The 22,136-nt window shown below is 54.2% G+C and carries 15 protein-coding genes and 1 pseudogene; 10 read left to right on the forward strand and 6 right to left on the reverse strand.

The window, feature by feature from the left end:
• Positions 1 to 347 precede the first annotated feature (347 nt).
• Together envZ and ompR are read right to left on the reverse strand one after the other, a co-directional pair.
• Positions 348 to 1,700 (reverse strand): two-component system sensor histidine kinase EnvZ, encoded by a 1,353-nt coding sequence (gene envZ / locus SK38_RS20455; RefSeq protein WP_003827658.1) that lies wholly within the window; start codon positions 1,698 to 1,700, stop codon positions 348 to 350.
• Positions 1,697 to 2,416 (reverse strand): osmolarity response regulator transcription factor OmpR, encoded by a 720-nt coding sequence (ompR, locus tag SK38_RS20460; protein WP_001157751.1) that lies wholly within the window; start codon positions 2,414 to 2,416, stop codon positions 1,697 to 1,699. The genes envZ and ompR overlap by 4 nt, the downstream gene beginning before the upstream one ends.
• Before the next feature lie 225 nt (positions 2,417 to 2,641).
• On the opposite strand from ompR, the gene greB reads away from it, so the two are divergent.
• The 6 genes and pseudogenes from greB to SK38_RS20490 all read left to right on the forward strand — a co-directional run.
• Entirely contained in the window at positions 2,642 to 3,115 is a 474-nt protein-coding gene (gene greB / locus SK38_RS20465; protein ID WP_003023524.1) for a transcription elongation factor GreB, read from the forward strand.
• A 98-nt stretch (positions 3,116 to 3,213) separates the two neighbouring features.
• A complete protein-coding gene (locus tag SK38_RS20470) occupies positions 3,214 to 5,547 on the forward strand; it encodes a Tex family protein (protein WP_048236946.1) in 2,334 nt (777 codons plus the stop codon).
• 432 nt (positions 5,548 to 5,979) lie between these two features.
• Positions 5,980 to 6,207: a ferrous iron transporter A gene (gene feoA / locus SK38_RS20475; protein ID WP_003023519.1), complete on the forward strand. Its 228-nt coding sequence runs from the start codon at positions 5,980 to 5,982 to the stop codon at positions 6,205 to 6,207.
• A gap of 18 nt (positions 6,208 to 6,225) precedes the next feature.
• A complete protein-coding gene (gene feoB / locus SK38_RS20480) occupies positions 6,226 to 8,544 on the forward strand; it encodes a Fe(2+) transporter permease subunit FeoB (protein WP_003827652.1) in 2,319 nt (772 codons plus the stop codon).
• 11 nt (positions 8,545 to 8,555) lie between these two features.
• Positions 8,556 to 8,792: a [Fe-S]-dependent transcriptional repressor FeoC gene (gene feoC / locus SK38_RS20485; RefSeq protein ID WP_003023516.1), complete on the forward strand. Its 237-nt coding sequence runs from the start codon at positions 8,556 to 8,558 to the stop codon at positions 8,790 to 8,792.
• A 233-nt stretch (positions 8,793 to 9,025) separates the two neighbouring features.
• Positions 9,026 to 9,529 (forward strand): annotated as a pseudogene (locus tag SK38_RS20490) (Rpn family recombination-promoting nuclease/putative transposase); the annotation flags it as partial.
• A gap of 44 nt (positions 9,530 to 9,573) precedes the next feature.
• Here SK38_RS20490 and bioH read toward each other — a convergent pair.
• On the reverse strand, positions 9,574 to 10,344 hold the full coding sequence (gene bioH, locus SK38_RS20495; protein ID WP_008786336.1) for a pimeloyl-ACP methyl ester esterase BioH: 771 nt from the start codon (positions 10,342 to 10,344) through the stop codon (positions 9,574 to 9,576).
• Positions 10,345 to 10,381: 37 nt separating this feature from the next.
• Here bioH and gntX point away from each other — a divergent pair, with 37 nt between their 5' ends.
• The 3 genes from gntX (at position 10,382) to gntT (ending at position 13,395) form a co-directional block, all read left to right on the forward strand.
• Complete coding sequence (gene gntX, locus SK38_RS20500; RefSeq protein ID WP_008786337.1) at positions 10,382 to 11,065, forward strand: DNA utilization protein GntX; 684 nt, start codon at positions 10,382 to 10,384, stop codon at positions 11,063 to 11,065.
• A 58-nt stretch (positions 11,066 to 11,123) separates the two neighbouring features.
• The gene (gene nfuA, locus SK38_RS20505; RefSeq protein WP_003023509.1) at positions 11,124 to 11,699 is read left to right on the forward strand and encodes a Fe-S biogenesis protein NfuA; all 576 of its coding nucleotides are present in this window, start codon (positions 11,124 to 11,126) and stop codon (positions 11,697 to 11,699) included.
• Positions 11,700 to 12,078: 379 nt separating this feature from the next.
• The gene (gntT, locus tag SK38_RS20510) at positions 12,079 to 13,395 is read left to right on the forward strand and encodes a gluconate transporter (protein ID WP_003023507.1); all 1,317 of its coding nucleotides are present in this window, start codon (positions 12,079 to 12,081) and stop codon (positions 13,393 to 13,395) included.
• An 87-nt stretch (positions 13,396 to 13,482) separates the two neighbouring features.
• On the opposite strand, the gene malQ is transcribed toward gntT, so the two are convergent.
• Together malQ and malP are read right to left on the reverse strand one after the other, a co-directional pair.
• On the reverse strand, positions 13,483 to 15,570 hold the full coding sequence (gene malQ, locus SK38_RS20515) for a 4-alpha-glucanotransferase (protein WP_048236947.1): 2,088 nt from the start codon (positions 15,568 to 15,570) through the stop codon (positions 13,483 to 13,485).
• 9 nt (positions 15,571 to 15,579) lie between these two features.
• A complete protein-coding gene (gene malP / locus SK38_RS20520; RefSeq protein ID WP_048236948.1) occupies positions 15,580 to 17,973 on the reverse strand; it encodes a maltodextrin phosphorylase in 2,394 nt (797 codons plus the stop codon).
• Positions 17,974 to 18,591: 618 nt separating this feature from the next.
• On the opposite strand from malP, the gene malT reads away from it, so the two are divergent.
• Positions 18,592 to 21,297: an HTH-type transcriptional regulator MalT gene (gene malT, locus SK38_RS20525; RefSeq protein WP_003827634.1), complete on the forward strand. Its 2,706-nt coding sequence runs from the start codon at positions 18,592 to 18,594 to the stop codon at positions 21,295 to 21,297.
• Between the two features lie 41 nt (positions 21,298 to 21,338).
• Here malT and SK38_RS20530 read toward each other — a convergent pair whose 3' ends face one another.
• Complete coding sequence (locus tag SK38_RS20530) at positions 21,339 to 22,097, reverse strand: DeoR/GlpR family transcriptional regulator (protein ID WP_048236949.1); 759 nt, start codon at positions 22,095 to 22,097, stop codon at positions 21,339 to 21,341.
• Positions 22,098 to 22,136 lie beyond the last annotated feature (39 nt).

Raw genomic sequence — 22,136 nt, forward strand, 5'->3', positions numbered from 1 at the left:
AGCCAGAGCGCTGAAGCGACACCCTGGTCCGGCTGAAAATCGATGAGGCGTTGACGGCTGACCGGGACTGCCCGCTGGGATGCGGGCAGAGGGGATGGCCTGCATGGATGCAGGCTCGGCCCCGACCCGACAGGCAGACGGCATAAGACGAATAACTCGCGCAGCGACGATTTTCCCGCCGGGAGCCTGGGTTGCAAGGGAGGCGGCGGTGAGCCTTCCTTGCACGTTCACGGGCATCAGCGCTTCAGAGAAATGACATCGCTGAGGTGAACGGAACCCTGAGCAAGAATCACATGTTCACCATACATGCTTAACTGACGAGCATTAAGGCATTTCGCCTCTCTTTGTTATGCGTCTTTCGTGTTGCCCGGCGCGCGAGTGAAGGGAACCGGAAGCCATGCACGAATCGACAACCCACCGCGTTCACTGGTACCAATCTCCAGCATACCGTTATGGTTATCAATAATACGCTGCACAATCGCCAGCCCCAGGCCCGTGCCGCTGGTACTGCGCGCGCTGTCGCCGCGGACAAACGGCTGGAACAGGTGCTTACGCTGCTCCGGCTTGATGCCCGGACCATCATCTTCTACCTGGAACCAGGCGCGATGCTGCTCCATTCCGCTACTGACCTTAATCCAGCCGTTGCCGTAGCGGGCGGCGTTAACCACCATATTGGCAACCGCACGCTTGATCGACAGCGGGTGCATCTTCACCTGAATGCTGCCCGGCAGCAGCGCAGTTTCGATTTCACGTTCGTAGCCGCTTTCTGCCGCAACCACTTCACCCAGCACCGAGTTCAGATCTGCCATCTCCATTGGCATCTCCTGACCGGTACGCAGGTAATCGATGAACTGCTCGATGATGGCGTTACACTCTTCGATGTCCTTATTGATGGACTCCGCAAGATAACCGTCCTCTTCGCCCATCATTTCCGTCGCCAGACGAATACGCGTCAGCGGGGTACGTAAATCGTGGCTCACGCCCGCCATTAACAGCGTACGGTCATCGGCCAGCTGCTTCACGCCCGCGGCCATATGGTTAAAGGCTCGGGTTACGGAGCGCACCTCTGAAGCGCCATACTCACGCAACGGCGGCGGAATGATACCTTTCCCCACCTGCAGCGCCGCATGTTCAAGATCCACCAATGGCCGGTTCTGGATACGGATAAACAGCCACGCCCCACCGATAGCCAGCAGCATAATCGCTAGCGTATAGCGGAACAGCGGCGAGAAGTCACCCTGATGAATTTCTGTAAGCGGCACGCGTACCCAGATATTGGGCGACAGCCAGGTTTTCAGCCACACGACCGGCGAGCTTTTGTTTACCTCAACGCGGACTTCCGTTGGGCCACCCAACTGCTGCGCCATCTGATGGCTTAAGAATTCATAATGTTGCGCCCAACGCAGTCCGGCCTCTTCAGCAGCCTCGTTGGAATAGAGAGAAATACCCAGCTCACGATAAATTTCCCGGCGGAATGCGGGCGGCACCACCAGTTGCGTACCGTCCTCCAGCTGCAGTTTATCGGTCATCAGCATACGAACTTCGTACGCCAGGACCTTATTAAACTGCTGGAGGCTCGGCAGAATCGCGAAGTTCAGCACTACCAGGTATGTCGTCACCAGGCTGGCAAACAGCAAGGTGACGATGAGCAATAACGTGCGGGCAAACGAACTTCGTGGTGAGAAGCGCATTCGCCTCATGCTTTAGAACCGTCCGGAACAAAGACGTAGCCCAAACCCCATACGGTCTGAATGTAGCGTGGATGAGCCGGATCTTCTTCCACCATGCGGCGCAGACGGGAGATCTGGACGTCGATAGAACGTTCCATCGCAGAATATTCTCGACCACGGGCGAGGTTCATCAGCTTGTCGCGGGACAGCGGCTCGCGCGGGTGGCTTACCAGCGCTTTCAGAACCGCAAACTCCCCACTGGTGAGCGGCATCGGCTCATCTTCGCGGAACATTTCACGCGTACCAAGGTTCAGCTTGAACTTACCAAAAGCGATAACCGCTTCTTCCTGAGAAGGTGCGCCCGGCAGTTCATTCGCCTGACGTCGCAGAACTGCACGAATACGTGCCAGCAGCTCACGCGGGTTAAACGGTTTCGGGATGTAATCGTCGGCGCCGATTTCCAGCCCTACGATACGGTCAACTTCTTCACCCTTCGCTGTGACCATAATGATCGGCATCGGGTTGCTCTGGCTGCGCAGGCGACGGCAAATAGACAGGCCGTCTTCTCCCGGCAGCATTAAATCCAGCACCATCAGGTGAAAGGACTCACGGGTCAGCAGACGATCCATCTGCTCAGCGTTTGCGACGCTTCGAACCTGGAAGCCCTGCTCGGTCAGATAACGCTCCAGAAGCGCACGCAAGCGCATGTCGTCATCGACCACCAGAATCTTATAGTTCTCTTGCATTGTTATTACTCCCAAAGGTTCGCAACAATTAAGTGTATATTCTTAAGAAAGCTAACGTGAGTCACCAGCGAATTCTGGTATGAATTCCAGGCTAAATTGTTACAAAGCATATTAAACAGCAGCTTAAGTATACAATGTTTCTCGCAATACATTATTTATTCTGTTGATATGCTCACGTAATACTAATTGTGCGCATCATCACAGAGTCGAAGGTAAAACAATAAGATGAAAACGCCCCTGATAACCCGTGAAGGGTATGAAAAACTTAAACAAGAGCTGAATTATCTCTGGCGTGAAGAGCGCCCGGAAGTCACCAAAAAAGTTACCTGGGCCGCAAGTCTGGGTGACCGCAGCGAAAATGCCGACTACCAGTATAATAAAAAGCGCCTGCGTGAGATCGACCGCCGCGTCCGTTATTTGACCAAGTGCATGGAGAATCTAAAAATCGTCGATTACTCCCCACAGCAGGAAGGCAAAGTCTTCTTTGGCGCATGGGTTGAGATTGAAAATGACGATGGCGACATCCGCAAATTCCGTATTGTTGGCTACGATGAGATCTTCGGTCGTAAGGATTACATCTCAATCGACTCACCAATGGCGCGGGCGCTATTGAAAAAAGAGGTCGGCGATCTCGCAGTAGTAAACACCCCAGGTGGCGAAGCCAGCTGGTACGTGAATGAGATTGAATACGTGAAGTGAGACCGGAACAATCCGAAGCCCCGGCAGATGGCTGGCATTTTTGCCAGTCAATCCGTATAACTATCCCCTGATTTTTTATCCTATAGACGAAGCTATCCATGATGAATGATTCTTTCTGCCGCATTATCGCAGGTGAAATTCAGGCTCGTGCTGAACAGGTAGAAGCTGCCGTTCGCCTGCTTGACGAAGGGAACACCGTGCCGTTTATCGCACGATATCGTAAGGAAATCACCGGCGGTCTGGACGATACGCAACTGCGTAATCTGGAAACCCGTCTGGGATATCTGCGTGAACTGGAAGACCGCCGTCAGGCAATCCTGAAATCTATCGGCGAGCAAGGCAAACTGACCGACGATCTGGCGAAAGCGATCAACGGCACGTTAAGTAAGACCGAACTCGAAGACCTCTATCTGCCGTACAAACCTAAGCGCCGCACCCGTGGGCAGATCGCCATTGAGGCCGGACTGGAGCCGCTGGCAGACCTGTTGTGGAACGAACCGTCTCACGACCCGGAAACGGAAGCCGCAAAATATCTCAACGCCGAAAACGGCGTGGCGGATACCAAAGCCGCCCTTGACGGCGCGCGCTACATTCTGATGGAGCGCTTCGCTGAAGACGCTGCTCTGCTGGCGAAAGTACGTGATTATCTGTGGAAAAACGCCCACCTGGTCGCCACCGTGGTAAGCGGTAAAGAAGAGGAAGGCGCTAAGTTCCGCGACTACTTCGATCACCACGAACCGATTTCTTCCGTGCCCTCCCACCGTGCGCTGGCCATGTTCCGTGGCCGTAACGAAGGCGTGTTGCAACTTTCACTGAATGCCGATCCGCAATTCGATGAGCCACCAAAAGAGAGCCACGGCGAGCAGATTATCCGGGATCACCTGGGACTACGCCTGAACAACGCCCCAGCAGACAGCTGGCGTAAAGGCGTGGTTAGCTGGACCTGGCGCATCAAAGTGCTGATGCACCTCGAAACGGAGCTGATGGGTACCGTGCGCGAACGTGCGGAAGATGAAGCTATCAACGTCTTTGCCCGTAACCTGCATGACCTGCTGATGGCCGCTCCGGCCGGGCTGCGCGCCACCATGGGCCTCGATCCAGGTCTGCGTACCGGTGTAAAAGTGGCAGTGGTTGACGGTACCGGCAAGCTGGTCGCGACCGACACCATTTATCCGCATACCGGTCAGGCCGCCAAAGCCGCCGTTGCCGTTGCGGCGCTGTGTGAAAAACACAACGTTGAACTGGTGGCGATTGGTAACGGTACGGCGTCGCGCGAAACCGAGCGTTTCTTCCTCGACGTGCAAAAGCAGTTCCCGCAAGTGACCGCGCAGAAAGTGATCGTCAGTGAAGCCGGCGCGTCGGTTTACTCCGCATCCGAACTGGCGGCGCAGGAGTTCCCGGACCTCGACGTATCTCTGCGTGGCGCGGTGTCTATCGCCCGTCGTCTGCAGGATCCGCTGGCTGAGCTGGTAAAAATCGATCCGAAATCTATCGGCGTGGGCCAGTATCAGCACGACGTAAGCCAGACTCAGTTGGCGCACAAGCTGGATGCGGTGGTGGAAGACTGCGTGAACGCCGTCGGCGTCGATCTGAATACCGCCTCCGTACCGCTGCTGACCCGTGTTGCTGGTCTGACGCGCATGATGGCGCAGAATATCGTTGCCTGGCGTGATGAGAACGGTCAATTCCAGAACCGTCAGCAACTGTTAAAAGTCAGCCGTCTTGGGCCTAAAGCCTTTGAACAGTGCGCGGGCTTCCTGCGTATCAACCACGGCGATAACCCGCTGGATGCCTCTACCGTTCACCCGGAAGCTTATCCGGTTGTGGAACGCATTCTGGCTGCCACCGAGCAATCGTTGCGTGATCTGATGGGTAACAGCAGCGAACTGCGTAATCTGAAAGCCGCTGATTTTACCGACGAACGCTTCGGGGTGCCGACCGTCACCGACATCATCAAAGAGCTGGAAAAGCCGGGCCGCGATCCGCGTCCTGAATTTAAAACCGCGCAGTTTGCCGATGGCGTAGAAACCATGAACGATCTGCTGCCGGGAATGATTCTGGAAGGGGCAGTCACCAACGTCACCAACTTCGGCGCATTTGTTGATATCGGCGTTCATCAGGATGGTCTGGTGCATATCTCTTCGCTGTCGAATAAGTTCGTCGAAGATCCGCACACCGTGGTGAAAGCAGGCGACATTGTGAAGGTGAAAGTGCTGGAAGTGGACCTGCAGCGTAAGCGTATCGCGCTGACCATGCGTCTGGACGAGCAGCCGGGTGAAACCAATGCGCGTCGCGGCGGCGGGAATAACGATCGCACTCAGGGTAATCGCCCGACGCCAAAAGCCGCGAAACCACGTGGCCGTGACGCACAGCCTGCGGGCAACAGCGCCATGATGGATGCGCTGGCGGCGGCGATGGGTAAAAAACGCTAAGTTTAAACCCTGTGCCGGATGGTGGTGTAAACGCCCTGTCCGGCCAGGTTATCGCCATTAATTTGCAGGCCGGATAAGACGCATGAGCGTCGTCATCCGGCATATTTAATCTATGTCCCGCTTTGCACCACAATATATTTATCACTTCATTAACAGATGAAACCTTAATTAAACATTAAGATCCCCAATAATTACTTCCGCGAATCACTCGTTTCCAACCAGAATAAATATTGAGGAATATCAAAATTGGCTCAAATTATTATCCAATTGTACATTCCGTCACATTTATTCTATTGATGATAGAAACCATTCTCATTATCATTGATTTGTTGATTATTTACTCTTTCCTTACGTTGGCTAATCATCTGGTCTCATGCCGCCCTGTCGCCCCATGAGGTAATCATCCAGTTAGCGAGATATAAGTAGGTCCCTATGCAATTCACTCCTGACAGTGCGTGGAAAATTACCGGTTTTGCCCGTGAAATCAGCCCGGCTTATCGTCAGAAACTGTTGTCACTTGGCATGCTACCCGGCTCATCCTTCAACGTGGTACGCGTCGCCCCGCTCGGCGATCCTATTCATATCGAAACGCGTCGCGTAAGTCTGGTATTGCGTAAGAAGGATCTGGCGTTATTAGAAGTGGAAGCGGTTTCCTGTTAATACAGTGAGTCTATAAAAATGAAAAAACTAACCATTGGTTTAATTGGTAATCCTAATTCCGGCAAGACAACCTTATTCAACCAGCTCACCGGCGCGCGCCAGCGTGTAGGCAACTGGGCTGGCGTTACCGTTGAGCGTAAAGAAGGCCATTTCGCCACGACGGACCACCAGGTCACGCTGGTCGATTTACCCGGCACCTATTCTCTGACGACAATCTCATCCCAAACCTCTCTCGATGAGCAGATTGCCTGTCACTATATTTTAAGCGGCGACGCGGATCTCTTGATCAACGTGGTCGATGCTTCAAACCTTGAACGCAACCTCTACCTGACGTTGCAACTGCTTGAGCTGGGTATTCCCTGTATCGTCGCACTGAACATGCTGGATATTGCTGAGAAACAGCAAATCCGTATCGATATCGACGCCCTCTCCGCTCGTCTTGGCTGTCCGGTGGTTCCACTGGTATCCACCCGCGCCCGCGGCATTGAAGCACTGAAGCTGGCGATCGATCGCTACAAAGAAAACGACACCGTTGAGCTGGTCCATTATGCCCAGCCGCTGCTGCAAGAAGCTGATTCCCTCGCCGACGCAATGGCCAAAGATATGCCGCTTAAACAGCGCCGCTGGCTAGGCCTGCAGATGCTCGAAGGCGATATCTACAGCCGTGCTTACGCCGGTGATGCAGCACAAAACCTTGATGCCGCTGTTGCTCGCCTGAGTGAGACAATGGACGACCCGGCGCTACATATTGCCGATGCACGTTACCAGTGCATTGCTGCTATCTGCGATACCGTCAGTAATACCCTGACGGCAGAGCCGAGCCGTTTCACCACCGCGGTAGATAAAATTATCCTCAACCGCTTCCTCGGTCTGCCGATTTTCCTGTTCGTGATGTACCTGATGTTCCTGCTTGCCATCAACATTGGCGGCGCGCTGCAGCCGTTGTTTGATGTTGGCTCCGTGGCACTCTTTATCCATGGTATTCAGTGGATTGGCTATACGCTGCATTTCCCGGACTGGCTGACCATCTTCCTGGCCCAGGGCCTTGGCGGCGGGATTAACACCGTGCTGCCGCTGGTGCCACAAATCGGCATGATGTATCTGTTCCTCTCCTTCCTTGAAGACTCCGGCTACATGGCGCGCGCTGCGTTTGTGATGGACCGTCTGATGCAGGCGCTGGGACTGCCGGGCAAATCGTTCGTCCCGCTGATCGTCGGCTTTGGCTGTAACGTACCGTCAGTGATGGGCGCACGTACGCTGGATGCCCCGCGTGAGCGTCTGATGACCATCATGATGGCGCCATTTATGTCCTGCGGCGCACGTCTGGCGATTTTCGCCGTCTTTGCCGCCGCGTTCTTTGGTCAGAACGGCGCGCTGGCGGTCTTCTCGCTGTACGTACTGGGTATCGTCATGGCGGTGTTGACCGGCCTGATGCTCAAACACACCATCATGCGTGGCGAAGCAACGCCGTTCGTGATGGAGCTGCCGGTATATCACGTACCGCACATTAAGAGTCTGATCATTCAAACCTGGCAACGTCTGAAAGGCTTCGTTCTGCGTGCAGGTAAAGTCATCATCATCGTCAGTATTTTCCTCAGCGCGTTTAACAGCTTCTCACTGAGCGGGAAAATCGTCGACAATATCAACGACTCTGCTCTGGCTTCCGTTAGCCGCGTCATTACCCCAGTCTTTAAACCGATTGGTGTTCACGAAGATAACTGGCAGGCAACCGTAGGTCTGTTCACCGGCGCGATGGCGAAAGAAGTGGTTGTCGGTACGCTGAACACGCTCTATACCGCAGAAAACATTCAGGAAGAAGAGTTCAACCCGGCAGATTTCCACCTCGGTGATGAGCTGCTCGGCGCGGTAGATGAAACCTGGCAAAGCCTGAAAGACACTTTCAGCCTGAGCGTGCTGGCTAACCCTATCGAAGCCAGCAAGGGTGACGGTGAAATGGCTACCGGTGCAATGGGCGTGATGGGCGAGAAATTTGGCAGTGCCGCCGCCGCGTACAGCTATCTGATCTTTGTTCTGCTGTATGTACCGTGCATTTCAGTGATGGGCGCTATCGCCCGTGAATCCAGCCGTGGCTGGATGAGCTTCTCGATTCTGTGGGGCCTGAATATCGCCTACTCTCTGTCGACGCTGTTTTATCAGACAGTCAGCTACAAAGAGCACCCGACCTACAGCCTGGTGTGCATTTTAGCGGTCATCCTGTTTAACATCGTGTTGCTGGGCCTGCTGCGCCGAGCTCGCAGCCGCGTGGACCTCGCACTGCTGGCAACCAACAGGACGGCGAGTTCCTGCTGTTCCAGCACGACTGGCGATTGCCACTAAGGTTATCGACAATGGCATCGCTTATTCAGGTTCGTGATTTACTGGCTTTGCGGGGGCGCATGGAGGCTACACAAATTAGCCACACGCTGCATACCCCGCAGCCCATGATTGACGCCATGTTGAATCAGTTAGAAAAGATGGGCAAAGCGGTGCGGATTCAGGAAGATGCCGACGGGTGTCTTTCCGGAAGCTGCAAAAGTTGCCCGGAAGGTAAAGCCTGCCTGCGCGAGTGGTGGGCTTTACGCTAATCAGATGCTCTTTGCCGGATGGCGCTACGCTTATCCGGCCTACAAATGATGCAAACGTCCAGGCCGGATAACGCGTTTACGCTGATATCCGGCTTTTTTGCGTAATGGATTCCACACAGATTTCATTATTTCAGCAAAAAAGATCTATCCTCCAGCCAGCCGCGCATCGTTGTTAATTCGTGGATGATTACTGGTAACCTGGGAAGTAGAGTCTCGTCATCTTTTTTCTCAGGTATAGCACCGCGTTTCCACTGATCGATATCACTGTTGTGCCCGATGACAAGATTATGCAGCATCGCCGGATGGCGCTGTTGGAGCTCATCCAAAAGCATATTCGTAAACGCGATTTGATGGGGCTGGTAGAAAAACTGGCCATCCTGCTTGTTAAAGGACACGCTAATGACAACCAGTTGAAAGCCTTGTTTAATTATTTAATGCAGGCTGGTAACACCACACACTTTGGCGAGTTTCTTCATGAAGTCGCCGAACGTTTACCCCAACATAAGGACAAGTTGATGACTATCGCCGAAAGATTACGACAGGAAGGGCACCTTAATGGTCTTCAGGAAGGCCATAGGAAAGGGTTGCAAGAAGGGTTACAAACGGGTCTGCAACAAGGCAAACGAGAGGAAGCATTACGTATTGCATCAACCATGCAGGCTGATGGTATAGACCCACTAACCATCTTCAGAATTACTGGCCTGACCGCTGAGGATCTGGCTACGCGCAGCCATTAATCTCAGGCCCGGCGAGCATGGCACCACCGGGCAACACATCAAATTTATAGTTTCTGTTTTAACGCCACAAGCGCTGCACAGAATTCGGCGGGATGCGAGATAAACGGCGCATGCGCCGCTTTGGCAAACACCAAAGACTCGCTCTGCGGCCACAGTGCATCCAGCATTGGGACGACTTTGCGCGGCACCAGCCCGTCAAGATAGCCGTACAACCGCAGGAAAGGCATTTCCACCGCGCACAGCGGTTCTCGCAGATCGACCGTTTTCAGGATCTCAAGTCCACCATTGAGCACCTCGACGTCCGGCATGGGTAAAGCCAGCACCGTTTTCTTCAGCGCTCGCGCATCCTGACGCGCAGTTTCTGTGCCCATCGTTTGCAATGCCAGAAAACGCTCCACCGTACGCTGGAAATCTTCGCTCAGCTGCTGCTGGAAGCCTGCCAGCACCTCTGGCTTGATTCCCGGCCACTCATCCCGCGCGCTAAAGCAAGGGGAAGACGCGACGGTCACCAGCGCCTGAACACGCTCAGGATGCGTTAACGCTACCTGACTCGCGACCAGCCCGCCCAGACTCCAGCCGAGCCAGATAGCTTTCTCCGGTGCCTGTTTCAATACCCGCTCAGCCATCTCTTCCAGCGACATTGCACCGAAACCCTGGCTACGACCAAATCCCGGTAAGTCGACAAGATGCAGCGTAAAATGCGAGCTCAGTTCCTCGCTTATGCAATGCCACACTTGCGCATTCAGTCCCCATCCGTGCAGCAGCACAAGATGGCAATTTCCCGAACCCTGGGTCTGCCACCAGATGTCATTCATCAGTTATTGTTCTCTTTTAGCCTGAAAGGATGCATCTATGCTAACAGTACCGGGATTGTGCTGGCTATGCCGAATGCCCCTGACGTTAGGGCATTGGGGGATCTGCTCAGTCTGTACGCGGGCAACGCGTCAACACGCCAGCCTGTGCCCTCAATGTGGACTCCCTGCCGCTCATACCGTCATTCCCTGTGGGCGCTGCCTGCAAAAACCGCCGCCGTGGCAGAGACTGGTTACCGTCAGCGACTATGTTCCGCCGTTGAGCGGGCTTATCCACCAGCTCAAGTTTTCACGACGCAGCGAAACAGCCTCAGCTCTTTCACGTTTGTTGTTGCTGGAGGTACTACAGGCCCGGCGCACCAGCGGCCTTCCTCTACCGGACAGGCTGGTCAGCGTCCCGCTCTGGCAACGCCGACACTGGCGCAGAGGGTTTAATCAGAGCGATTTACTGTGCCGTCCGCTGGCACGCTGGCTGGGTTGCGACTGGGACAGCCGGACCATCTCGCGGGTTCGGGCAACCGCCACACAGCACCATCTCAGCGCCCGATTACGTAAACGTAACCTGAAAAATGCCTTTCGCCTTGAATTGCCGGTGCAGGGACTCCATATGGTTATTGTGGATGATGTCGTCACTACCGGAAGTACCGTCGCGGAAATCGCGCAGCTGCTTTTACGCAACGGCGCGGCGACTGTCCAGGTATGGTGCCTGTGTCGAACCTTGTAGAGCCTCGATGATGGGCGTATTATAACCAAGTAAAATAGTCAACTATTAGGCCATTACTATGATCCATATTTCCGATGCTGCACAAGCGCACTTTGCCAAACTGCTGGCAAATCAGGAAGAAGGGACACAAATCCGCGTATTTGTGATTAATCCCGGCACGCCTAACGCTGAATGCGGCGTTTCTTATTGTCCGCCGGACGCCGTGGAAGCAACCGACACCGCCATTAAATTTGACCTGCTGACCGCATATGTTGATGAACTGAGCGCACCGTATCTGGAAGATGCAGAAATCGATTTCGTTACCGACCAGTTAGGCTCCCAGCTGACCCTGAAAGCACCAAACGCCAAAATGCGTAAAGTTGCCGATGATGCGCCGCTGATGGAACGCGTGGAGTACATGCTGCAATCGCAGATCAACCCACAGCTGGCTGGCCACGGTGGTCGTGTCTCTCTGATGGAAATCACCGATGAAGGCTACGCCATTCTGCAGTTTGGCGGCGGCTGTAACGGCTGTTCAATGGTAGATGTAACGCTGAAAGAAGGTATAGAGAAGCAGCTGCTGGCTGAATTCCCTGAACTGAAAGGCGTTCGCGATTTAACCGAACACCAGCGCGGCGAGCACTCTTACTACTAACGCCCGAACCTGTAGAGTATCCGTAGGCCCGATAAGACGCACCCGCGTCGCTATCGGGCATTAATGCCGGGTGGTAGCGTAATCGCGGTCTCCGGCTTACACCCCAACATTTCTTCGCATTTATCCTGCAACAATCCCCCGCATAATTTGACCAGCTTCTCATATTTTAAATTTTGCCTGTCCAGGTGATTTTCAAGCGTAGCATGTTACCCGTATCATTTGTGTCAGCACCTAACACACACATAATAGCCAGTTAAACTGATTAGTTTTGAAGGCAACCAGCATTGGTGCTGAGAATACTCTGTTCCCGGTCGGGACAATCGGAATTTGTCATCTAAACACTGACGTTACCCATAACAAAGTAAAGGCCAGGTAAATCATGCCATTAGTCATCGTTGCTATCGGTGTAATCTTGTTACTCCTCCTGATGATCCGTTTCAAAATGAACGGCTTCATCGCTCTCGTCCTGGTGGCGCTTGCTGTCGGATTGATGCAAGGGATGCCACTGGATAAAGTCATCGGTTCGATTAAAGCCGGCGTCGGCGGAACCCTTGGCAGCCTCGCCCTGATTATGGGTTTTGGCGCCATGCTGGGCAAAATGCTGGCGGACTGCGGCGGCGCACAGCGCATCGCAACCACGCTGATTGCTAAATTCGGCAAAAAACACATTCAGTGGGCGGTGGTATTAACCGGATTCACCGTCGGTTTTGCCCTGTTCTACGAAGTCGGCTTCGTGCTGATGCTGCCGCTGGTATTCACCATTGCTGCCGCTGCTAACATCCCGCTGCTGTACGTTGGTGTGCCGATGGCGGCTGCGCTGTCCGTTACTCACGGCTTCCTGCCACCGCACCCGGGTCCAACCGCTATTGCCACCATTTTCCACGCAGATATGGGTAAAACTCTGCTGTTTGGTACGATTCTGGCAATCCCGACCGTTATTCTCGCCGGTCCGGTATACGCGCGTTTCCTGAAAGGCATCGATAAGCCAATCCCGGAAGGTCTGTACAGCGCAAAAACCTTCACTGAAGAAGAGATGCCAGGCTTTGGCGTCAGCGTCTGGACCTCTCTGGTCCCGGTTATCCTGATGGCAATGCGCGCCGTGGCGGAGATGATTCTGCCGAAAGGCCATGCTTTCCTGACGGTTGCAGAATTCCTCGGTGACCCGGTCATGGCAACGCTGATTGCGGTGCTGATTGCGATGTTCACTTTTGGTCTGAACCGCGGACGTTCGATGGATCAGATTAACGACACGCTGGTGTCCTCAATCAAAATCATCGCGATGATGCTGTTGATCATCGGTGGTGGCGGTGCCTTCAAACAGGTTCTGGTTGATAGCGGCGTAGACAAATACATCGCTTCAATGATGCACGGCTCTAACGTTTCTCCGCTGCTGATGGCATGGTCTATCGCTGCAGTACTGCGTATCGCACTGGGTTCCGCAACCGTTGCAGCGATTACTGCAGGTGGGATTGTGGCACCGCTGATTGCAACGACCGGCGTAAGCCCTGAGCTGATGGTTATTGCGGTTGGTTCCGGTTCCGTCATCTTCTCCCACGTGAACGATCCTGGGTTCTGGCTGTTCAAGGAGTACTTCAACCTGACCATCGGTGAAACCATCAAGTCATGGTCAATGTTGGAAACCATTATCTCCGTCTGCGGTCTGGTAGGGTGTCTGCTGCTGGGTATGGTGGTCTGATAAAACTGAGCCTGATGGCGCTACGCTTATCAGACCTACGTGCTACGAGCCATCACCATAAAAAAGCCGGGGAAATCCCCGGCTTTCTTACTTCTTCTTCACGGCCGCTTTTCGCCGCTTATCCAAATCCTTAATCAGCTTATTCACGCCCTCATCGGCAAACATCTGCTCCAGCGTGGCGGTGAGCTTACGCCGCCAGTTTTTGTACTGGTCGCTGGTCCCCGGAATGTTGACCGGCTCAGCCATATCCAGCCAGTCTTCCGGTTGCAGGCCCAGCAACGCACTGTTGCTGTCAGCGATGTAGCGTTGCATGCCGCGATTCAGAATCGGCGTCATCGACATCAGGGACGCCTTGTGACCGGCACGTTTTGGCAGGCAGCCGTATTTATGCAGCGCGTCCAGCAGCCCCTGTTTCGCCAGTTCCCGGTCCTGATACAACCCGCGCAGCACGACTTCATCCGGGTACAGGCCCAGTGCTTTACCTAGCGTCAGATCGCCGCTATCCCAATAACCTTTAAGCGTAGGAAGGTCATGCGTCGCCGCGACTGCCATTGATTGTTCCGGGTACGCTTTCGGCGCACGGAAGTTTTTCTCATGGTCATTCTCAAAATAAAGCACTTTGTAGGAGTAGACGCCGCTGTCACGCAGCTTGCTGACGATCTCCACCGGCACGGTACCCAGATCTTCACCAATCACCATGCAGTGGTGACGTTTACTCTCCAGCGCCAGAATTGACAGCAGATCATCGACCGGATAATGCACGTAGGCACCGTGATCGGCTGTTTCACCGTAAGGGATCCACCACAGACGCAGCATCGACATAACATGGTCGATACGCAACGCGCCGCAGTTCTGCATATTGGCGCGCAGCAGTTCGATAAATGGCTCGTAAGCGCGTGCCGTGATGATGTGCGGATCCATCGGCGGCAGTCCCCAGTTTTGCCCAAGCGGACCGAGAATATCCGGCGGCGCGCCAACTGAAGCTTTCAGGCAATACAACTCGCGGTCACACCAGGTTTCCGCCCCGCCTTCGGCCACGCCAACGGCCAGGTCGCGATACAGCCCTATCGGCATTGCAAAGCCCTGGCTGGTTTTCCAGCAGTCAGCAAACTGGGTATACGCCAGCCACTGCAACCACAGGTAGAAATCTACGTCATCACGATGTTCTTCGCAGAAGCGTTTTACCTCTGGCGAGTCCACTGACTGAAAAGCTTCTGGCCACACCGGCCAGCCCCAGCGCAATGCGTCCTCTTTCACCTGATGCGCATGCAGCGCATCAAAGGCCGCCTGCCAGTAGAGGCTACCCCCTTCCTGAGCCACAAACTGGCGAAATGCCGCCATCTGCTCATCATCACGCGCAGAGAAGCTTTTCCACGCCATACGTAGCGCCGTCATCTTCAGTGCGGTAACAGCAGAATAATCAACCCACTCGGCATCGCGCGCGCGTTGCAGAGCTTGCTGAGTCGCGGGTTTCTTCCACCACGCCTGCACCTCTTTACTCAGACGGAAATCATCTACGGCGTTTACATCAATATAAATAACGTTCAACCAGCGACGTGACGACGGGCTGTACGGGCTGGCACTCTCCGGATTCGCCGGATACAGCGCGTGAATCGGATTAAGCCCGATAAACGCGCCGCCGCGTTGCGCCACATCCACCAGCATGGTGCGGAGATCGCCGAAATCGCCAATCCCCCAGTTCTTTTCCGATCGCAAGGTGTAGAGCTGAACACATGCGCCCCACAGCTTCTGCCCGGCTAACAACGCCTGCGGTTCATAGCAGCGCTTTGGTGCCACGATGATACGACAATGGGAACGCAGCTCGCCCTGGGTCAGGGTCAACGTGTGATACCCCTCCGGCAGCTTCGCCGGAAGGTTAAAAGATTTACCGCCGACGGCATGCCCTTTGTGCTGCACGCCCTCTTCGGTAGTCAGCAGCCAGTTAAACTCTCCGCTTCCCTCAACCGCCAGCGGCATTTTCTTGCCAGCGGTATAGACCATGACATTCGGCACCGGGGTTACCGCCACCTGAGTGGCAGCGGTGGTGCGATGCATGGCGTCAAGCAAACGCCGTTTGGTTTCGGCGCCAATAGACTGCGGTTTACCGTGGGCATTAATGTAATTGGGGCTGATCCCCGCCGCCAGCGCGGCATTATCCAGACGTTTGCTTTCCATCGCGATTCCTTAACGTTTCGCCTGCCAGATACGAGCCTGATAATCGCGGATGGAGCGATCCGAGCTGAACATGCCGCAACGCGCGGTATTCAGAATCGCCGCCCGGGTCCAGGCGTCCTGGTCACGATACAACACGTCAACCTGCTTCTGAGCTTCAACGTAGGCCGCGAAGTCCGCCATCACCAGATACGGGTCGCCGCCCTGCTTGCCGATACTGTGCAGCATCTGGTCAAAGGCATGCTTGTCGCCATCGCTGTATTTCCCGCTTTCCAGCTCTTTCAGGACAGCATCCAGCACTTTGTCTTTTTTACGCCATTTCACCGGGTCGTAGCCTTTGGCTTTGAGCGCCTTCACCTCTTCCACGGTATGACCAAAGATAAAGATATTCTCGTCACCCACCTTCTCGGCGATTTCGACGTTTGCGCCATCCAGCGTACCTACGGTTAACGCACCGTTCAGCGCCAGCTTCATGTTACCGGTGCCGGAAGCCTCTTTCCCTGCGGTTGAAATCTGCTCAGAGATGTCCGCCGCCGGGATCAGCATTTCCGCCGCCGAGACACAATAATCCGGCAGGAAGACGACCTTCAGCTTGTCGCCGACTGTCGGGTCGTTATTGATGGTTTGTGCAACCTGGTTGATGGCGAAGATGATATTTTTCGCCAGGTAGTAACCCGGAGCAGCTTTTGCGCCAAACAAGAATACGCGCGGCACGCGATCTGCCTGCGGGTTCTCACGGATTTCTTTGTACAACGCCAGAATATGCAGCAGATTCAGGTGCTGGCGCTTGTACTCATGAAGACGTTTAATCTGAATATCAAAGATAGCGTTAGTCGTTATTTCAATACCGGTACGCGCTTTAATAAACTTCACCAGACGCTCTTTGTTCGCCAGCTTGATGTCACGATACTGCTGACGGAACTTCGCATCGTCCGCGTATTTTTCCAGGTTAATCAGCTGGTCGAGGTCGTTAGCCCACTCTTTTTTCAGCGATTTATCCAGCAGTGCGGCAAGCGCCGGGTTACATTGCTTAATCCAGCGACGCGGAGTAATCCCGTTAGTGACGTTATGGAATTTGTTCGGCCAGAGCTGGTGATATTCCGGGAACAGATCTTTCACTACCAGATCGGAGTGCAGCGCCGCCACACCGTTGACCGCAAAACCGCTGACCACGCACATGTTGGCCATACGCACCTGTTTATTGTGCACCACTGCCAGCTTCGCCCAGACTTCAGCATCACCCGGCCAGGTTTTATCAACCAACGTCTTAAAGCGGTCGTTAATCTCTTTGATGATTTGCATGTGGCGCGGCAGGAGTGCTTTCACCAGTTTCTCATCCCAGCACTCTAACGCTTCCGGCATCAGGGTGTGGTTGGTGTAAGCGAAGGTCTTGCTGGTAATCGCCCACGCATCGTCCCAGCTCATCTGATGCTCATCAATCAGCACGCGTAGCAGTTCAGGGATCGCGATAGTCGGGTGAGTATCGTTAAGTTGAATAACTTCGTAATCAGCCAGTTCGTGCAGCTTACGCCCTGCCAGATGATGGCGGCGCAGAATGTCGGCTACGGAGCAGGCGCACTGGAAGTACTGCTGCATCAGGCGCAGCTTTTTACCCGCGGTGTGGTTATCGTTCGGGTACAGCACTTTCGTCAGTTTTTCAGCGTCGATGCCCTGCTGCTCTGCGCGCAGGAAATCGCCGTCATTAAATTTGGTCAGGTTAAACGGGTGCGCATGGCTGGCCTGCCACAGACGCAGCGGTTGCGCTACGCCGTTACGGTAACCGAGAACCGGCAGATCCCAGGCCTGGCCGGTGATAGTAAACCCTGGCTCCCAGTGCCCTTCTTTGGTGACCTTGCCGCCAATCCCAACCTGCACATCCAGCGCCTCGTTGTGACGGAACCACGGGTAGCTGCCACGATGCCAGTCATCCGGGGCTTCCATCTGTTGGCCATCGGCAAACGACTGACGGAACAGGCCGTACTGGTAGTTGAGGCCATAGCCCGTCGCCGACTGGCCGACTGTCGCCATCGAATCAAGGAAGCAGGCCGCCAGGCGTCCCAATCCACCGTTACCCAACGCCGGATCGATCTCTTCTTCCAGCAGATCAGTCAGGTTGACGTCATGCGCTTTCAGCTCATCGCTCACCGCCTGATACCAGCCGAGGTTGAGTAAATTGTTGCCGGTCAGGCGACCAATCAAAAACTCCATCGAGATGTAGTTAACGTGACGCTGATTTTTTGCCGGTTTCGCCGCAGGCTGGGCGCTGAGTAACTCAGCCAACGCCCCACTCACTGCCTGCCACCACTGGCGCGACGTCATTTCTTGAGCCGACAGTAAACCGAAGCGCTGCCACTGACGCGTCAGGGCAGCCTGAAATTGATCTTTGTTGAAAGTAGGCTGTGACATAGGGGTTCCAGATCCTTAGGTAATAAAACAACGTTATCGCTAGTTTGCCTGGCTCGTTGTTGACATTCCTCATCCTGGCACGGATTAGGGAGGGAGGAGGAGCGGGGATGAGCATAAAAGTGTGATCGCCACCACTTAAAGGGGAGGTAATTGCCCGTAAATTCGCGCAAACCCCGCATAACGCTCTTCGGATGACGCATTAGTAACAAAGGATTAATCGACAATATCAAATAGCGATATGACGATGAGAAACAATGTGTAAATAGGGAAATAGTTTCTAACCTGAAATATCTATGCCGGATAAGATAATTCACATAAAACTTTTAAGTCGGCCACAAAATTCGGTGATATTCATTAGCTATTTGAGTAACCATATAAAAAGAGAGGGATTTTTCAACACAGTTAAAATAACGACGGATCCAGTCGCCACGCCTGTTGCGACTCTTTAAAGCATTTATTGCAATAGATGTATAGATTTGTGACATAGTGCAAAATCAGACACACAAAAAGTCCGCTTAGCTTGCATAAAACACCAATCTGGCCGACCTTATATCTATTAATTACGAAGCGCAAAAAAAATCATTCTTCCCTATTTTCACACAGTGAAGTGACTAACTTATGTTGATTCCGTCTAAATTAAGTCGTCCGGTTCGACTCGACCATACGGTGGTTCGTGAGCGCCTGTTGGCTAAACTTTCCGGCGCGAACAATTTCAGGCTTGCCCTGATAACAAGTCCTGCTGGTTATGGAAAAACGACGCTGGTTTCACAATGGGCGGCAGGGAAAAATGATTTAGGCTGGTATTCTCTGGATGAGGGCGATAATCAGCAAGAGCGCTTTGCCAGTTATCTGATCGCCGCTATCCAACAGGCAACCGGTGGACACTGCACCACCAGCGAAGCGATGGTGCAAAAACGTCAGTACGCCAGCCTGACGTCACTGTTTGCCCAGCTATTTATCGAACTGGCCGAGTGGCACCGCCCGCTCTACCTGGTAGTAGATGATTATCATCTGATCTCTAATCCGGCCATTCACGAAGCGATGCGTTTCTTCCTGCGTCATCAGCCTGAGAACCTCACGCTGGTCGTGCTGTCGCGCAATCTGCCGCAGTTGGGTATTGCCAACCTGCGGGTACGCGATCAACTGCTGGAGATAGGCAGCCAACAGCTGGCCTTTAACCATCAGGAAGCCAAACAATTTTTCGACCGACGTTTGTCCTCCCCCATCGAAGCGGCTGAAAGCAGCCGGATGTGCGATGACGTTGCTGGCTGGGCCACGGCATTACAACTGATCGCCCTTTCCGCCCGCCAGAACAATCATTCCGCGCACCAGTCAGCACGACGCCTCGCGGGGATCAACGCCAGCCATTTGTCCGATTATCTGGTTGATGAAGTGCTGGACAGCGTCGACCTCGGCACCCGTCACTTCCTGCTGAAAAGCGCCATTCTTCGTTCCATGAACGATGCGCTGATCGTCCGCGTTACCGGGGAAGAAAACGGCCAGATGCGGCTGGAAGAAATTGAGCGCCAGGGGTTATTCCTGCAGCGAATGGATGACGTTGGCGAGTGGTTCAGCTATCACCCTCTGTTTGGCAGCTTTTTACGCCAGCGCTGCCAATGGGAGCTGGCGAACGAACTGCCCGAAATACACCGCGCCGCAGCTGAAAGCTGGATGGCGCAAGGCTTCCCCAGCGAAGCTATCCACCACGCGCTGGCGGCCGGCGACGCCCATATGCTGCGCGATATCCTGCTTAATCATGCATGGGGACTGTTTAACCATAGCGAGCTGACGTTACTGGAAGAGTCGCTGAAAGCCCTGCCGTGGGAAAGCCTGCTGGAAAATCCGCGTCTGGTTCTGTTGCAAGCCTGGCTGATGCAAAGCCAGCACCGCTACGGAGAGGTTAACACCTTGCTGGCGCGCGCAGAACAGGAAATGAAAGGCGACATGGAGCCGACACTGCACGCCGAATTCAACGCTTTACGGGCGCAGGTAGCGATTAACGACGGCAATCCTGACGAAGCCGAACGCCTGGCGAAACTGGCGCTGGATGAGTTACCCATCGCCTGGTTCTATAGCCGGATCGTCGCCACCTCGGTGCACGGCGAAGTCCTGCACTGTAAGGGCGATCTCACGCGCTCTCTGGCGTTGATGCAGCAAACCGAGCAAATGGCGCGTCATCATGACGTCTGGCATTACGCACTGTGGAGTCTTATCCAGCAAAGCGAAATTTTGTTTGCCCAGGGCTTTTTACAGGCCGCCTGGGAAACTCAGGAAAAAGCGTTCCAACTGATCAAAGAACAGCACCTGGAACAGCTGCCGATGCACGAATTCCTGGTACGTATTCGCGCGCAGCTACTGTGGGCATGGGCGCGTCTGGATGAATCAGAAGCTTCTGCCCGTAGCGGTATTGAACTGCTTTCCACTTTCCAGCCGCAGCAACAGCTACAGTGTCTGGCGCTGCTGGTTCAGTGTTCACTGGCACGGGGCGATCTCGATAACGCTCGCAGCCTGCTCAACCGTCTGGAAAACCTGTTGGGCAACGGTCACTATCACAGCGACTGGATCTCCAACGCCGATAAGGTGCGGGTGATTTACTGGCAAATGGTGGGCGACAAAAACTCGGCCGCCAACTGGCTGCGCCACACGCCGAAACCAGAATTCGCCAATAACCACTTCCTGCAAAGCCAGTGGCGCAACATCGCTCGTGCACAAATCCTGCTCGGCGAGTTTGAACCGGCTGAGATTGTGCTGGAAGAGTTGAATGAAAATGCGCGCAACCTGCGCCTGATGAGCGATTTGAACCGCAACCTGTTGCTGCTTAATCAGCTCTACTGGCAGGCAGGGCGCAAAAATGACGCCCAGCGTGTGTTACTCGACGCCCTACAGCTGGCGAACCGTACCGGGTTTATCAGCCACTTTGTTATCGAAGGCGAGGCCATGGCGCAACAACTGCGTCAGCTGATTCAGCTCAATACCTTACCGGAACTCGATCAGCACCGCGCCCAGCGCATTTTGCGTGAGATTAACCAGCACCACCGCCATAAATTTGCCCACTTCGATGAAGGGTTCGTTGAGCGTCTGCTTACTCACCCGGAAGTGCCGGAACTTATCCGCACCAGCCCGCTGACCCAGCGCGAATGGCAGGTTCTGGGACTGATTTATTCAGGCTACAGCAACGAGCAGATCGCCGGAGAGCTGGCCGTCGCGGCAACAACCATCAAGACGCACATCCGCAATTTGTACCAAAAGCTCGGCGTCGCACATCGCCAGGATGCGGTGCAACATGCGCAGAAGCTGCTGAAGATGATGGGGTACGGCGTTTAGTTAATGCCTGATACGCAACGCTTATCAGGCCTGGAATTACCTTAGCACAGCTCTAACTGGATATGATGGTCAGCAATCACCTGCATCACACCAGCAGGCGGCATCGTGTCGGTATACACCGCATCCACCATGCTGATGCTGCCCATATTCACCATCGCGTTACGCCCAAACTTCGAGTGGTCCACCACCAGCATCACATGCCGTGAATTCTCAATGATCGCGCGCTTGGTGCGAACCTCGTGATAATCAAACTCCAGCAGAGAACCATCGCTGTCGATGCCGCTGATCCCTAAGATGCCGAAGTCCAGACGGAACTGAGAAATAAAGTCGAGGGTCGCTTCGCCCATAATACCGCCATCGCGGCTACGCAGTTCACCACCGGCGAGGATTATGCGGAAATCCTCTTTCGCCATCAGCGTGTTCGCCACATTGAGGTTGTTGGTCACAATGCGTAAATTGCTGTGATTAAGCAGCGCGTGAGCCACCGCTTCCGGCGTGGTTCCGATATCAATAAACAGCGTAGAGCCGTTCGGGATCTGCGTGGCAACTTTGCGGGCAATGCGCTCTTTTTCCGCCGTCTGCGTCGCTTTACGGTCATGCCACGGGGTGTTGACCGAGCTGGATGGCAGCGCCGCGCCGCCGTGATGGCGCAAAATCATGTTCTGATCGGCCAGATCGTTAAGATCGCGGCGAATCGTCTGCGGGCTGACGGAGAAATGCTCCACCAGCTCTTCAGTACTGACGTATCCCTGTTTTTTTACCAGCTCGATGATCGCGTCATGTCGTTGTGTTTGCTTCATTAGTGTTCCCTGAAATTTTGCCGGATGCGCTAACGCTTA

It is taken from the genome of Citrobacter sp. MGH110 (assembly GCF_001037515.1).
GTDB lineage: Bacteria > Pseudomonadota > Gammaproteobacteria > Enterobacterales > Enterobacteriaceae > Citrobacter > Citrobacter portucalensis.

What these genes read in the sequence shown, in the direction of transcription:
- envZ (WP_003827658.1), bottom strand. Translation starts at nt 1,700, where the DNA reads ATGAGGCGAATGCGCTTCTCACCACGAAGTTCGTTTGCCCGCACGTTA.
- ompR (WP_001157751.1), bottom strand. Translation starts at nt 2,416, where the DNA reads ATGCAAGAGAACTATAAGATTCTGGTGGTCGATGACGACATGCGCTTG.
- greB (WP_003023524.1), top strand. Translation starts at nt 2,642, where the DNA reads ATGAAAACGCCCCTGATAACCCGTGAAGGGTATGAAAAACTTAAACAA.
- SK38_RS20470 (WP_048236946.1), top strand. Translation starts at nt 3,214, where the DNA reads ATGATGAATGATTCTTTCTGCCGCATTATCGCAGGTGAAATTCAGGCT.
- feoA (WP_003023519.1), top strand. Translation starts at nt 5,980, where the DNA reads ATGCAATTCACTCCTGACAGTGCGTGGAAAATTACCGGTTTTGCCCGT.
- feoB (WP_003827652.1), top strand. Translation starts at nt 6,226, where the DNA reads ATGAAAAAACTAACCATTGGTTTAATTGGTAATCCTAATTCCGGCAAG.
- feoC (WP_003023516.1), top strand. Translation starts at nt 8,556, where the DNA reads ATGGCATCGCTTATTCAGGTTCGTGATTTACTGGCTTTGCGGGGGCGC.
- bioH (WP_008786336.1), bottom strand. Translation starts at nt 10,344, where the DNA reads ATGAATGACATCTGGTGGCAGACCCAGGGTTCGGGAAATTGCCATCTT.
- gntX (WP_008786337.1), top strand. Translation starts at nt 10,382, where the DNA reads ATGCTAACAGTACCGGGATTGTGCTGGCTATGCCGAATGCCCCTGACG.
- nfuA (WP_003023509.1), top strand. Translation starts at nt 11,124, where the DNA reads ATGATCCATATTTCCGATGCTGCACAAGCGCACTTTGCCAAACTGCTG.
- gntT (WP_003023507.1), top strand. Translation starts at nt 12,079, where the DNA reads ATGCCATTAGTCATCGTTGCTATCGGTGTAATCTTGTTACTCCTCCTG.
- malQ (WP_048236947.1), bottom strand. Translation starts at nt 15,570, where the DNA reads ATGGAAAGCAAACGTCTGGATAATGCCGCGCTGGCGGCGGGGATCAGC.
- malP (WP_048236948.1), bottom strand. Translation starts at nt 17,973, where the DNA reads ATGTCACAGCCTACTTTCAACAAAGATCAATTTCAGGCTGCCCTGACG.
- malT (WP_003827634.1), top strand. Translation starts at nt 18,592, where the DNA reads ATGTTGATTCCGTCTAAATTAAGTCGTCCGGTTCGACTCGACCATACG.
- SK38_RS20530 (WP_048236949.1), bottom strand. Translation starts at nt 22,097, where the DNA reads ATGAAGCAAACACAACGACATGACGCGATCATCGAGCTGGTAAAAAAA.